Genomic DNA, 13854 nt, shown 5'->3' on the forward strand with positions numbered 1-13854 from the left:
CGAACTCACGCGGTGGACTGACAGGTTCTGTTACGTTGGAACTCCTGAGGGGATGAAAGGAGTGTTTGATGCGTATCAAACCTGTTGCCGCACTCCTGGCGGCTGGATTTGCGGTTTCTCTGTTGCCGGGTGTGGCAGCGGCGGAAGACGGCCGCGACAAGACCCCGAAGATCAGGCTCGAAGGCGCTTCGGAACCCGAGACGGGATCGGCGCGCAGGGAAGCCCAGCGCCGGGAGGCCCGGCGTCCTGAGAACGTCCGCCGCTACTCGAACAACGAAGACCGACATGGCGTCGATGCCGACATCCGCATCCGCGTCGGGGATCGCCACCGCCGCGATCGCGACCGGCATTACGGCGGCCGCCACTGGCGCGGCGACCGTTGGAACCGTCTGTACTATGATGATTGGTACTGGGACAGCTGGTACTGGAACAATTGGGACCGCTGGGACCGCTACGACAACTGGAACTGGCGGGTCGACAACCGGCGCCACTACCGCCGTGGCTTGCGCAGTGAGCTAATCATCACCCGTGATGGCGTCATCAAGCGGCTGTGGATCCGTCGTGGCCGGGTCGTGGATGTCGATATCATCGGCAGGGTCTCGAACCGTGGCCGTCGTGGAAGGGATTACGGCTGGCACGATGATCGCGACTGGGATGACCGGAATGATCGCCGCCGTCGCCGCGATGATCGCTATTATGATGATTATGACGACCGCCGTGACCGCGACTATTATCCGTACAGGGGCAATTCGGCGCAGAACCTCGAAGGGCCCGAAGTGCGCTACCAGAGCGATGATGGCGAGATCGTCGGCCGGGTGATCCGAGATCCGAACATCCGGCGCGAGGCGCTGGGCGATGCCGACCTCCGTCTCGATGACCGGCTGGAAGGCGGGGAAGTGAGACGGCCCGTCGAGCGCCTGGCGCCGGAAACCCGGTCCCCGGAAGCCCAGCCCAAGACCTTCCAGGGCATCAAGGGCCGCGTGGTCTACGACGACTGATTGGCCAGCGCAGGGGCACCGGCCTCCCCCTCGACGGTGCCCCAGCCAAGAAAGCGCGCTCCACCCGGAGCGCGCTTTTTCTTTGGAGATCAGGCAGCGGTCAGGAAGCTGCTGATGACCTTCTTGACGCCGACATCGTCGAACTCGACTTCGAGCTTGGTGCCTTCGGCGCGCAGGACGGTGCCTTCGCCGAATTTCTTGTGCGCCACGCGCTCGCCCTTGCAAAAGGTCTCGTCTCCCGGCGCGGACGAAGCGATCAGGCGCGCTGTCCCTTCGATCGGCTCGTTCGTCTGTTGGCGGCCATATTGCCGGGCGCGCTTCCAGCCGGGGGTCTGGTAGGTCGAGGCGCTGTCATCGAGGACAAGATCGGCGAAACGCGACTGCGCGGGCATCTCGCGGGCCGAGACGCCGTAGAGGCCCGGCTCTGAAAGCACGTCGACCTCTTCTTCAGGCAGCTCGTCAATGAAGCGCGAGGGCAGGGAGTTCTGCCAGCGGCCATAGACCTGCCGGTTCGATGCAAAGCTGATGCGGCAGCTCTCCCGCGCGCGGGTGATGCCGACATAGGCAAGGCGCCGCTCTTCCTCGAGGCCGACCTGGCCGTTCTCGTCGATGCTCCTCCGTGAGGGGAAGATCTCTTCCTCCCAGCCGGGCAGGAAGACGACAGGGAATTCGAGGCCCTTTGCCGCGTGGAGGGTCATCAGCCAGACCTGCCCGTCCTCGGACTCCGTGCTGCGTTCCGCAACGAGGCTGACATGGTCGAGGTAGCCCGCAAGGGTGTCAAACTCTGACGCCGCGTTGACAAGTTCCTTGAGGTTCTCGAGCTTGGTCGGGGCCTGGACGTTCTTGGAGTTCTTCCAATAGTCCGTGTAACCTGCTTCTTCGAGGACCATCTCGGCCAGCTCTGCCGGTTTCATGGTCTCGGCCTCGCGTGCCCAGCGCTCAAGGGAGAGGAGGAATGTGGCCATGGCGCCCTTGGCCTTGCCCTTCAGCTCGTTCGTCTCGAGCATCAGTTGCCCGGCAGCAGCCATGGAGATGCCGTTCTTCCGTGCAAGGACGTTAAGTTGGGCCAGCGTCTTGTCACCGAAACCGCGCCGCGGCTTGTTGATCACCCGCGAGAACGAAAGGTCATCCGCCGGGTTCCTGACCAGCCTGAGATAGGCGAGGGCGTCTCGCGTCTCCTCGCGTTCGTAGAAGCGCGGACCGCCGACCACCTGGTAGGGAATACCGTTGGTGTTGAAGCGCTCTTCGAAGGCGCGCATCTGGAACGACGCGCGGACGAGGACAGCCATGTCGCTCAGGGAGCGGCCCTTCATCTGCTCGCTCTCGATATCCTCGGCGACCTGGCGCGCCTCTTCCTCGCCGTCCCAGACTCCGCGCAGCTTGATGAGCTCGCCGCCTTCCTGCTCCGTCCACAGATCCTTGCCGAGGCGTCCCTTGTTGTTGCTGATGATCGCACCGGCGGCATTCAGGATCGGCTGGGTCGAGCGGTAGTTCTGCTCGAGCCTGATGACCTTCGCGCCCGGAAAATCCTTCTCGAAGCGGAGGATGTTCTCCACCTCCGCACCGCGCCAGCCATAGATCGACTGGTCGTCGTCCCCGACCACGCAGATATTCGGCGGGGTGTCGTCGGATGTCTTGGCAAGGAGGCGCAGCCAGAGATACTGCGCGACGTTCGTGTCCTGATACTCGTCCACCAGCATGTAGCGGAAGCGGCGATGATACTCGGCCTGAATGTCCGGATTGCTGCGAAAGATTGTCAGGTTGTGGACGAGGAGATCGCCGAAATCCGCGGCGTTGAGCGTGATGAGACGGTCCTGATACTCCCTGTAAAGAGCGATCGCCTTGCCATCGCCGAAGACATCCGCCTCGTGATGGGCGAGATCCGACGGGCGCTGGCCCGCGTTCTTCCAGCCGTCGATCACGGCGGCCATGCCGCGGCCCGTCCAGCGTTTCTCATCAAGTCCCGCCGCTTCGATCACCTGTTTGCAGAGGCGGATCTGGTCGTCCGTGTCGATGATCGTGAAGCTCGGTTTCAGCCCGACGACCTCGGCATGGCGGCGGAGGATCTGGGCTGCGACCGAGTGGAAAGTCCCCATCCAGCGGAGGCCCTCCGCACGCTCGGACCCGACCAGGCTCGCCACGCGATCCCGCATCTCCCGCGCGGCCTTGTTGGTGAAGGTGACGGCGAGAATTTCCCACGGGTTCGCGCGGCCGCTGGCGAGAAGGTGCGCGATCCGCGTGGTCAGCGCCTTCGTCTTGCCGGTCCCGGCACCGGCCAGCATCAGGACCGGTCCTTCGGTCGTGAGCACGGCATCGCGCTGGGCGTCGTTGAGGTCGTCTAGATAGGGCGCGTTCTGCGCCGGCGCCGTCGGTCGGGCGCGCTCGGAAAGAGAAGGCATCGGCTCCCTATAGAGGAGTCGGAACGCCTCGTGAACGCCTCATCAGGGGCTTCCGTGCACGCTGACGATGATTTCAGGAGTTGCGATTCTTCTTTGTGGATAACTGGCCAGGATTTTCTCGCGGTGCGGAACACATTGAGAACACTGGGTTCTGGGTGCTTCTCCGGTGGTTTCGTGGCGTGACACCCCAACGACCTCCGAAAAAAGCCGTTGTCTTGTTGCTGGAAAAATGCGAACGGGAGGAGAACAAAAAAGGGGCGAACCATGACCTTCGTGAAAGATCTTGCCGGATTTACCATTGTTCTCAGTATTCTTGCCACTGCTGTTGCCCTGATCGGTTGAATTCTGGCCTGTGGAGAATGAGCTGCGCCACGGGGCGGCGGAATCGCCTAGCGTCTGGGCCATGCCGGCCTCGTTCATCCATCTCCACACCCATTCCGCCTATTCGCTCGCTGAAGGGGCGATCCCCGTCAAAAAGCTGAAGAGTCTGTGCGAGGCGGCGCAGATGCCAGCCCTCGCGGTGACGGATACGAACAACCTGTTCGGCGCGCTCGAAGTCGCGGAAACCTTCGCCGAAGCAGGCATCCAGCCGATCACGGGCATCGAACTCGCCATTCTTCCCGAAGGGGAGGCCGATCCGCGGGCCAAGCCGAAGCCGCTCTGCAAGCTGGTCCTTCTGGCGCAAAACGAGGCCGGGTACATGCGGATAATGGAGCTCGCCTCGAAGAGCTTCCTGCAGCCTGCCCGGCCGGGCGAAGCTTGCGTCACGCTGGTGGATGCCTGTCAGGACACGGACGGCATTATCTGCCTTTCCGGCGGGCTCGACGGGCCGATTGACCGCGCCCTCAAGGAAGGCGACCGGCGCAGGGCGTCGAAGCTGACGTCGATGCTGGCCTCGGCGTTCCCACAGCGGTTCTATATCGAACTGCAGCGCTCGCCACTCACCTCCGGGACCGACGCGCGCGGGCGTTTCCCACATGAAAAGGCGCTGGTGGAAGAAGCCTTCGGCAAGGACCTGCCGCTGGTTGCGACCAACAATGTCTATTTCCCCAAGCGGAAGGATCACGCCGCGCACGACGCGCTGCTCTGCATCGCCGACGGTACCTATATCTCCCAAGACGATCGCCGCACGGTGCCGGAGGACTTCTGGTTCAAGACCGAAGACGAGATGCTTGCGCTCTTCGAGGATCTGCCAGAGGCGACGGCCAACACTGTCGAGATCGCCCAGCGCTGTGCCTTCCGGCCGCGGACGCACGCTCCGATGCTTCCGAGCTTTGCCGGCGATCTTGAGGGAGAGACGAAGGCGCTCGAAACGATGGCGTGGGAGGGGCTCGAGAAACGCCTTGCCGAGATCGAGCCTGCCGCTCCGCGTGAAGAGTATGAAAAACGCCTGACCCACGAACTCAACGTCATCGCGACGATGGGCTTCCCCGGCTATTTCCTGATCGTGGCTGATTTCATCCAGTGGGCGAAGGCGCAGGACATTCCCGTCGGTCCGGGCCGCGGGTCCGGTGCCGGCAGCCTCGTGGCCTATGCATTGACGATCACGGACCTCGATCCGCTGCGCTTCGGCCTGCTTTTCGAGCGCTTCCTGAACCCCGAGCGGATCTCGATGCCGGACTTCGACATCGACTTCTGTCAGGACCGGCGGGACGAGGTGATCCGCTACGTCCAGGAGAAATACGGCCATGACCGCGTGGCCCAGATCATCACCTTCGGCAAGCTGCAGGCGCGCGCCGTGCTGCGGGATGTGGGCCGTGTGTTGCAGATGCCGTTCGGACAGGTCGACCGGCTCTGCAAGCTGGTGCCGAACAACCCGGCGAACCCGGTGACCCTCCAGGAGGCCGTGGACGGAGAACCGCGCTTCGCCGAGGAGCGCCGCGCCGATCCGCAGGTCGGTGTACTGATCGATACGGCGCTCAAGCTCGAGGGGCTCTACCGCCACGCCTCGACCCACGCTGCGGGCGTCGTGATCGGTGACCGGCCGCTGCACGAAATCGTGCCGCTCTATCTCGACCCGCGCTCGCCAATGCCTGCGACCCAGTTCAACATGAAATGGGTTGAACCCGCGGGCCTCGTGAAGTTCGACTTCCTCGGCCTCAAGACCCTCACGGTGATCCGCAGGGCGATCGAGAACCTCGCCAAGGAGGGCATCTCGCTCGATATCGACAAAATTCCCGTAACGGACGAACGCACCTTTGCCATGCTGACCCGTGGCGAGGCGACCGGCGTGTTCCAGCTCGAAAGCGCGGGCATGCGCGCCGCGCTCAAGGGCATGAAGCCGGACACGCTCGAAGACATCATCGCGCTCGTCTCGCTCTATCGTCCGGGGCCGATGGACAACATTCCGACCTACAACGCGCGAAAGGCGGGCGAGGAAGATCCCGACTACCTGCACCCGATGCTGGAGGGTGTGCTCAAGGAGACTTTCGGCGTCATCATCTACCAGGAGCAGGTGATGCAGATCGCGCAGATCCTCTCCGGCTACTCGCTTGGGGAAGCTGACCTTCTCCGCCGCGCGATGGGCAAGAAGAAGAAAGAGGAGATGGACAAGCAGAAGGTCCGTTTCATCAAGGGTGCAAAGGAAAAGAACGTTGATCCGAACGCCGCTGAACGGATCTTCGAACTGGTCGCGAAGTTCGCGGGCTACGGCTTCAACAAGTCCCACGCCGCTGCCTATGCCTGGATCAGCTACCAGACGGCTTATCTGAAGGCGCACCATCCGGCGGCGTTCCTCGCCGCGTCGATGTCGCTTGACCTTGCGAACACGGACAAACTCGCGATTTTCGTGGGCGAAGCGAAGCGCTCGGGCGTCAAGATGCATCCGCCCTGCATCAACAGGTCCGGTGCCGATTTTGCCGCCCGGAACGGTGAGGTCTACTACGCCCTCGGCGCGGTGAAGAATGTCGGCTTCGAGGCGATGCGCCACATCGAAGCTGTCCGGCGGGAAGGTGGTCCGTTCACGGACCTTTATGACTTCGCCGAGCGCATAGACGGGCGCCAGGTCGGCAAGCGTGGAATCGAGCAGCTTGCGCGGGCCGGCGCGTTCGATGCAATCCATGACAACCGGGCCGAGGTGCTTGCTGCGGCTGACTTCATCTGCCGCTATTCCGCTGCGTGTGCGGAAGAACGAAGTTCGGCCCAGGCTGGCCTGTTCGGCGGCGGGCGGAGCGACGTGCCGCGGCCGAAGCTGCCCACGGCTGCGCCGTGGCCGGTGGCCGAAGCCCTTGAGGAGGAGAGAGCAGCCATTGGCTTCTACCTTTCCGGCCACCCGCTCTCCGCCTACCGTGATGAGCTCGAGCGGATGAACATCGCGCCCGCTGGCCCGCTGCACGCCGAGCAGGATATCGGCACGCGGAGCCTGCTCCTTGCCGGTGTCGTCCGTGAGGTGAACAACCGCCGCTCGAAATCGGGCAAGCGTTTCGCGTGGATCGCGCTGTCCGACGAAAGCTGTGATTTCGAGGTCACGGCGTTCAGCGAGGTGCTTGAGCGCTTTGAAGAGCTGCTGACGCCGGGCACGCCGCTGGTCCTGTCGGTCACGGCTGACGACAACAGCGGTAGCCTGCGCCTGACGCTTGAGAGCGTGCGGAAGCTCGACAGGACATCCGCGCCGAAAGGTCTTGAGCGGTTGGCGATCACTGTGGCCGAGCCTGATGCCATGCCCGCCATACGGGCGAGCCTCAAAGCCTGCGCGTGTGACGACGAAGATGTGGCCCCACGGCTCGTCCTGCCGCTCTCGGATGAAGGGTGCGAGGTCATCATTGCCCTGCCTGAGGAGTACCGTGCAGGCGCGAAAAGCCGGGGTCCGCTGCAGCTTATCAAGGGCGTGGGCGCCGTGACACGCTTGGCCTAAGTTCCCATAAAGGAACCATCTCATCCGGCACTCCGTCCGGGTGGCCAGAAGAGGAATCTGTCATGTCGATCCGCCACGCACTACCCGCAGCCCTGTTGACCGCTTTCATTGCTGCGTGCGGAGGCGGGGACAAGGCATCCCAGTCCGAGGGCACTGGCGCTTCCTCCGAAACGTCGACCACAGCGGAGGTGGAAGAGGGCCGCTCGATGCTGGATGTCATCCGCGAGGAGCCGCGCTTCTCGACCCTGCGAGCGGCGATCGAGGCGGCGGACCTCGAGGCTACGTTCGAAGAAGAAGGCCCGATGACGCTCTTCGCGCCGAACAATGAAGCCTTCGCGAACCTGCCCGAAGCGGCGTCGGTCGAGGTGCTCACTGCCCCCGCCAACCGGGACCTGCTGCGTGAGATCCTTGCCTACCACGTCGTCCCCGGACGGGTTCAATCATCCGACCTCGTTGGCAAGGCGTCCGAGACCGAGACGCTCAACGGCACGCCTCTGCGCTATGACGGGACCGGAGCTGTCATCCAGGTCGGGCAGGTTCCCGCAACCGCGGTGGTCACGATCCCGGATATCGAGGCGACGAACGGGGTTGTCCATGTCGTCGATGCCGTTCTTCTTCCGCCTTCGGAGTGATCAGCGCAGGGACAGGAGGATGCCCGGCTGCACGTCCCATTCAGGCTCGCCGCCAAGACACTTGGCGAGGGCCGCCGGGTAGAGGAGGTGCTCCGCTTTCTGGACCCGCGCAGCGAGCGTATCCGGTGTGTCCTCTGCCTTCACCGGCACCACGGCCTGGCCAACGATGGGACCGCCATCGAGCTCGGGCGTGACGTAGTGGACGGTGCAGCCTGAGACGGCGACCTTCGCCTCAATGGCCTGTTCATGGACATGCAGCCCACGGAAGAGCGGCAGGAGCGAGGGATGGATGTTCAGCATGCGCCCGTTCCACCGGACGACGAAGTCTTCGGACAGGACCCGCATGAAGCCCGCAAGGCAGACAAAGTCGGCTCCTGCCTCTTCGAGCGCGGTTTGTACGCCTTTCTCGAATTCCGCACGGCTCTTGCCCTTGCTGGCGACGACGGCCGTCGGGATGCCGGCTTGCTTCGCGAGCGCGAGACCGCCTGCACCATCCTTGTTCGACAGCACAAGGACGATCTCGCCCGGGATCTTTCCCGCACGCTGGGCCTCGATGATCGTCGCCATGTTCGAGCCGCGCCCCGAAATGAGAATAGCGATCTTCGTGGTCATGCGGCCTCGAGCGATCCGATGGCGAAGCTGCCTGGGACAGTCGAGAGGACGGCGTCGGCCTTGTCCTCGGCCGCGACCAACACCATGCCAATCCCTGCATTGAAGACGGTGCGAAGCTCCGTGTCCGACAGGTTGCCCGCGGTCTGCAGCCATTCGAACAGCGGCGGTCTCGGCAGGCGGTCTTCGTCGTAACGTGCCGTCAGCCCGTCGGGCAGCACCCGCGGCATGTTCTCGACCAGGCCGCCGCCGGTGATGTGGGAGAGGCCCTTGAGAAGTCCCGCATCGAGGGCGGGCTTCAGATCCTTCACGTAGATCCTCGTCGGTGCCATCAGCGCCTCGGCCCATGTGCCGCCCCACGGGGTCTCGGCATCGAGCTTCACGCCCTGTTCCCTGATCAGCTTACGGATCAGGGAATAGCCGTTCGAGTGGGCGCCGGAGGAGGGCAGCGCGAGGAGGACATCGCCTGCCTGCATCTCTCCCATGCGCGGCAGGAGCCCTTCGCGCTCGGCGGCGCCGACGCAGAAGCCTGCGAGGTCGAAATGGCCGTCCTCATAAAGGCCCGGCATTTCCGCGGTCTCCCCGCCGATCAGTGCCGCTCCGGCCTCGAGGCAGCCATCTGCGATGCCCTTCACGATGGTTGCGGCATCGTCGACCTCGAGCTTACCGGTGGCGAAGTAATCAAGGAAGAAGAGGGGTTCGGCGCCCTGCACGAGGACGTCGTTCACGCACATCGCGACGAGGTCGATGCCTATGCCGTCGAAGATCCCGGTTTCGATCGCCAGCAGGAGCTTGGTGCCGACACCATCGGTGCCCGAGACGAGGATCGGGTCCTTGTAGCCGGTCGCCTTAAGGTCGAAGAGGCCGCCGAAGCCGCCGAGATCGCTGTCAGCCCCCGGCCTGCGGGTTACCTTCGCGAAGGGAGCGATGCGTTTTACGAGTTGGTTGCCGGCGTCGATATCCACGCCGGCCTTTTTGTAGGCGTCGGTCATGGCCCCCGATAGGCGGCTCCGGCCCTCCCGTGAAGCCCTTACCGAAGACCAAGGTTTCAGACGCGGTTAGCAGTCGCGTCGCGGGGCAGGCGGTGCTAGAGATTCGCCGAACGTTCCCGGGGACCCCTGAATGCCGCGTCTACTTGTCTTGATCGCCCTCGTGTTCGCAGGCGCCAGCGCTTCGGCGCAGGACGTGTTCACCGTGCCTGAAGTGCCGGTCTTTGCCGAGGCGAAGACCTCGGCAGAAGCCCAGCAGCAGGCCCGTGACCAAGGTCGGAAAAAGGCTCTCGATCTTCTCTTCCGTCGCCTTGTGGCCGAGGAGGACTGGATCTACCTGCCCACGCTCTCGACCGGTGCCTATGCACCGGCGTTTGACCGCGCGCAGGACGAGTTCGCGGATTACGGCCTCTCGGTGACGGTGAAGCAGCCGATTACCCTGTCCGACGAACAGGTGCAGGCTTTCGAGCAAGAGACCAATGTCTTCGACGAAAAATCGTCGGGCACGACCTACCGAGCGAACATCACCTACCGCTTCAAGCCGGACGCGATCCGCAACACCCTGCGCCGCGCCAGCCTGCCTTACTCCGAGGAGCAGGCGCAGCAGGTGATGATCCTTCCAGTCCTGCAGACGGACAACGGTGTCTATCTCTGGGAAGCCAAGAACCCCTGGGCCCGCGCATGGCTGGAGCGGCCCCTGACCCATGAGCTGACTCCCATGGTCTTGCCGCGTGGCGACCTGATCGATACCCAGGCGATTACCGCGGCCGAGGCCCTCAACCTCAACACTGCGGCGCTGCGCGCTTTTGCCGAGCGCTATAACACCGGGCGGCTGTTCGTGGCCCTCGGTCGGCTGACCGAGGCGGACGACCAGTTCCGCCTCTATGTCCGGCTGATCGAGGCGACGCCGCCCGCAATCGGTAGCCGGGAAGCCTCGGCCATCGGCTCGCAGGTGACCGAAGCGTTCTTCCGCGGCCCGAATGACGATTTCCCGCTGCTCGCCCGCCGCGCGGTGGAGAGCACGGTCGCCAAGCACGCCAACAACTGGAAGCGCCAGACGCTCGTCGATTACTCCCAGCAACGCCAGTTCGAGCTGACGGCCTGGTTCTCGTCCCAGCGGGAGTGGTCGGATATCCAAGAGGCGCTCGACTCCACGGCCCTTGTGGTCGACCGGGAGGATGGGGTCTTCAACCGTGAGAACGCCAAGATGCAGCTCACCGTGGTCGGGGCCGAGGAGCAATTCGAGCTCGCCATGCGCCAGTTCGGGCTCGACGTCTGGCAGGACACGGGCGGCAACTGGCATATCGCCAAGCGTGAGCTGGCGGCCGAGCTGAAGACCCGCCTCGAGCCGCTGACCACTGACCTCGACCGCGAAGAAGAGCGCCGCCGCGGGCTTGGCCGTTTCTTCCGCCGCGACCGCGAGCGCGGCGATACTCCCGAAGCCGAGATCAGAGCCGGAGAGAGCGAGAGCGAGGACGATATTCCCGATCTCCCTGACGATCTCTTCGGAGACGGCGGACAGTAAGCCTTGAGCCAGCAAACCGCCTTGCCCTTTGCGCCTCGGGTGCATGGCGAGGCGCCCTATCGGCCCAGCCCTCGCCAGACTGAGGTCGGGGACGCCCTGACCCGGCAGGCCGAAGCCTTGCTGCGTGCGCCTGGTGGCCTGACGACGCTCGTTCTTCACGGGCCTGAGGGCGCGGGGAAAACGCGCCTTCTCTTCGAGCTGTTCGGAGCGCGGCCCGAGCTGCCGGTGGAGGTGCTCGACGTGGCGGAAGTCGGTCCGATGGATCTCTTTGCCGAGATCAACCGCAGCGCTGCGGTGAGGCAGGTTCTTGTGCTCGAGGCGCGCATCGCGCCACAGCGGTGGTACCGTGAGGCCGAAAACGTGCCGCCGGACCTCCTCTCAAGGCTCCATGCATCGCCTCAGTTCCACCTCGACAGGCCAGGCGCTGACGCGCTTTTCGCTGTCTTGTGTGCAGACCTATCGCTTCACGGGCACAAACTTAACGACGCTGAGGCTAGGATGGTGGCCGACAGGCTCCCGAGGCACTTCGGCGCGCCGCGGGCGTTCTGTCGCGCTCTCGACCGGGCCGGGCGTCAACCTTCGCGCCGGGCGCTGTTGAACTGGGCGCTCGAAAGGGTTCATGTCGCGCCGAAGGATTGATCCGGAGAGATCTCGTGACCTCGATGCCGCCGCAGCCGCCGGTCCCTGCCCAAGGCGCTGATAAAGCGCCAGCCCTGACGCTCGACAGTCCGGGCCGGTTCATCAATCGGGAGCTGAGCTGGCTCGACTTCAACGATCGTGTCCTCGAAGAGGCGAACAATGAGCGCCATCCGCTACTCGAGCGGCTGCGCTTCCTGTCGATCTCCGCGTCGAACCTCGACGAGTTTTTCATGGTCCGTGTCGCGGGCCTGGTCGGACAGGTGCGCTCCGGCGTCACGACGCTGAGCCAGGAAGGCTTGAGCCCCCGCAAGCAGCTCAAGCTTATCAATGAACGTGCCGCCGCCGTCATGGGACGCCAGCAGGAGACCTGGCGCACCTTGCGCCGTATGCTGACAGAAGAAGGTGTGGAACTCGTCGAGGCAACCGATCTCAACGACAGCGAAGCCCGCTGGCTCGAAGCAGAATTCCTGGCCAACATGTTCCCGGTCCTGACGCCGCTCGCCCTCGATCCGGCGCATCCATTCCCGTTCATCCCCAATCTCGGTTTCGTGCTCTGCTACCAGCTCGAAGGCCCTGCAGGCGAACTGACGGCGCTCCTGCCGGTACCGAGCAAGGTCAGGCGATTCATCCGCCTTCCGACGAATAGCGAGATGGAGAATGGCCGACCAAGGGTCCGCTATATCACCCTGGAGCGAACGATCTCCCACTTCCTGCACCATGTATTCCCTGAACGGACGATCATGTCCTCCGGCGCGTTTCGTGTCATCAGGGACAGCGATGTCGAGATCGAGGAAGAGGCCGAAGATCTCGTCCAGCAGTTCGAGACCATGCTCCGACGCCGCCGCCGAGGTGATGTCATCCGCCTGACGATGGATGCGGAGATGCCGTTCGCCCTTCGCGATCTCGTCAGCGCCAAGCTCGATGTGCATCCCAACGATGTGGTCCTCGTCAATGGCCTCCTCGGGCTGGCGCAGACGTCCGAGATGATCCCGTCGGACCGGCCCGACCTCCTCTTCCCGCCGTTTGAAGCCCGCTTTCCCGAACGTATTCGCGAGCACAATATGGACTGTTTTTCCGCCATTGCGGAGAAAGACATCGTCGTTCACCATCCGTATGAAGACTTCGATGTCGTCGTCCAGTTCCTCAATCAGGCCGCAGCAGACCCTGAGGTTATCGCGATCAAGCAGACGCTCTATCGCACATCAAAGGACTCGCCGATCGTCAAGGCGCTGATCGAAGCAGCCGAGGCAGGAAAGAACGTGACCGCGCTTGTGGAGCTCAAGGCGCGCTTCGATGAAGAGGCCAACATCCAGTGGGCAAGGGCGCTCGAGCGGGCAGGGGTCAATGTCGTCTACGGATTCGTCGACTACAAGACCCACGCGAAGCTGAGCTACGTTGTCCGGCGCGAAGGCGCTTCGACCAGAAGCTATGTCCATGTCGGCACCGGGAACTATCACCAGATTACAGCGAAAGTGTATACGGACATTTCGCTATTCACCTGCGACGAAGCGATCGCTCGGGATACGGCCCGTGTTTTCAACTATGTCACCGGCTACGCCGCGCCGAAGTCCTTCGAGCGACTCTCCATCGCTCCGGTGAACATGCGGCAGACCTTCGAGCAACTGATTGATGACGAAATCGCGCATGTGAAGGCCGGACGGCCCGGAGCGATCTGGGCCAAGATGAACTCGCTTGTCGATGGACCGCTGATCGACAAACTGTATGAGGCAAGCTGCGCCGGGGTGGAGATCGACCTCATCGTTCGCGGCATCTGTTGCCTCCGTCCGGGTGTCGAGGGTCTCTCGGAGAACATCCGTGTCAAGAGTATTGTAGGCCGGTATCTCGAGCATTCTCGTATCTATTGCTTCGGCGCCGGGCAGGAGCTTCCGTCTGACCAGGCGAAAGTCTTCATCTCGTCAGCGGACTGGATGCCCCGGAACCTCAACCGCCGGGTTGAAGTTCTGTGCCCGGTCACCAACGAGACGACGCATAACCAGATCCTCGACCAGATCATGGTCGCAAATCTCAAGGACAACATGCAGAGCTGGTCGCTGGGACCGGATGGGCAGTATACCCGCGTCGAGGTGGAGCCCGGTGAGGATCCTTTCAACGTGCACGACTATTTCATGACCAATCCAAGCCTGTCAGGGCGCGGAGCAGCGTTGAAAGAGCGGCCCCCACGCATGTTGTCGGTGGAGGACTAGACTTTC

10 protein-coding genes are annotated in these 13854 nt (G+C 63.5%); 6 read left to right on the forward strand and 4 right to left on the reverse strand.

The genetic code is table 11. The features are described from left to right. The first annotated feature begins 68 nt into the window (after positions 1 to 68). Positions 69 to 998: a hypothetical protein gene (locus IE053_RS02375; RefSeq protein ID WP_189571146.1), complete on the forward strand. Its 930-nt coding sequence runs from the start codon at positions 69 to 71 to the stop codon at positions 996 to 998. Between the two features lie 89 nt (positions 999 to 1087). On the opposite strand, the gene IE053_RS02380 is transcribed toward IE053_RS02375, so the two are convergent. Continuing rightward, complete coding sequence (locus IE053_RS02380; protein ID WP_189571149.1) at positions 1088 to 3397, reverse strand: ATP-dependent helicase; 2310 nt, start codon at positions 3395 to 3397, stop codon at positions 1088 to 1090. A 42-nt stretch (positions 3398 to 3439) separates the two neighbouring features. Then, the gene (locus IE053_RS02385; protein WP_189571152.1) at positions 3440 to 3802 is read right to left on the reverse strand and encodes a hypothetical protein; all 363 of its coding nucleotides are present in this window, start codon (positions 3800 to 3802) and stop codon (positions 3440 to 3442) included. Here IE053_RS02385 and dnaE point away from each other — a divergent pair. Further along, positions 3801 to 7250, forward strand: a complete 3450-nt coding sequence (dnaE, locus tag IE053_RS02390) for a DNA polymerase III subunit alpha (protein ID WP_189571155.1) — start codon at positions 3801 to 3803, stop codon at positions 7248 to 7250. The genes IE053_RS02385 and dnaE overlap by 2 nt on opposite strands. A gap of 62 nt (positions 7251 to 7312) precedes the next feature. Beyond that, complete coding sequence (locus tag IE053_RS02395; RefSeq protein ID WP_189571158.1) at positions 7313 to 7882, forward strand: fasciclin domain-containing protein; 570 nt, start codon at positions 7313 to 7315, stop codon at positions 7880 to 7882. On the opposite strand, the gene purN is transcribed toward IE053_RS02395, so the two are convergent. Together purN and purM are read right to left on the reverse strand one after the other, a co-directional pair. Then, positions 7883 to 8494, reverse strand: a complete 612-nt coding sequence (purN, locus tag IE053_RS02400) for a phosphoribosylglycinamide formyltransferase (RefSeq protein WP_189571161.1) — start codon at positions 8492 to 8494, stop codon at positions 7883 to 7885. Then, complete coding sequence (gene purM / locus IE053_RS02405) at positions 8491 to 9483, reverse strand: phosphoribosylformylglycinamidine cyclo-ligase (RefSeq protein ID WP_189571164.1); 993 nt, start codon at positions 9481 to 9483, stop codon at positions 8491 to 8493. Before purM ends, purN begins: the two co-directional genes overlap by 4 nt. A gap of 130 nt (positions 9484 to 9613) precedes the next feature. On the opposite strand from purM, the gene IE053_RS02410 reads away from it, so the two are divergent. Genes IE053_RS02410 through IE053_RS02420 form a run of 3 tightly spaced genes read left to right on the forward strand, consistent with a single transcriptional unit; the run spans position 9614 to position 13848 of the window. Next, positions 9614 to 11005 carry a DUF2066 domain-containing protein gene (locus IE053_RS02410; RefSeq protein ID WP_189571167.1) on the forward strand — a complete coding sequence of 464 codons (1392 nt, stop codon included), beginning with the start codon at positions 9614 to 9616 and terminating at the stop codon, positions 11003 to 11005. Positions 11006 to 11008: 3 nt separating this feature from the next. Beyond that, positions 11009 to 11644: a P-loop NTPase family protein gene (locus IE053_RS02415; protein ID WP_189571170.1), complete on the forward strand. Its 636-nt coding sequence runs from the start codon at positions 11009 to 11011 to the stop codon at positions 11642 to 11644. A 23-nt stretch (positions 11645 to 11667) separates the two neighbouring features. Then, positions 11668 to 13848: an RNA degradosome polyphosphate kinase gene (locus tag IE053_RS02420; protein WP_189574641.1), complete on the forward strand. Its 2181-nt coding sequence runs from the start codon at positions 11668 to 11670 to the stop codon at positions 13846 to 13848. Positions 13849 to 13854: the final 6 nt, after the last annotated feature.

The organism is Parvularcula lutaonensis (assembly GCF_014651915.1).
Classification (GTDB): Bacteria; Pseudomonadota; Alphaproteobacteria; order Caulobacterales; family Parvularculaceae; genus Parvularcula; species Parvularcula lutaonensis.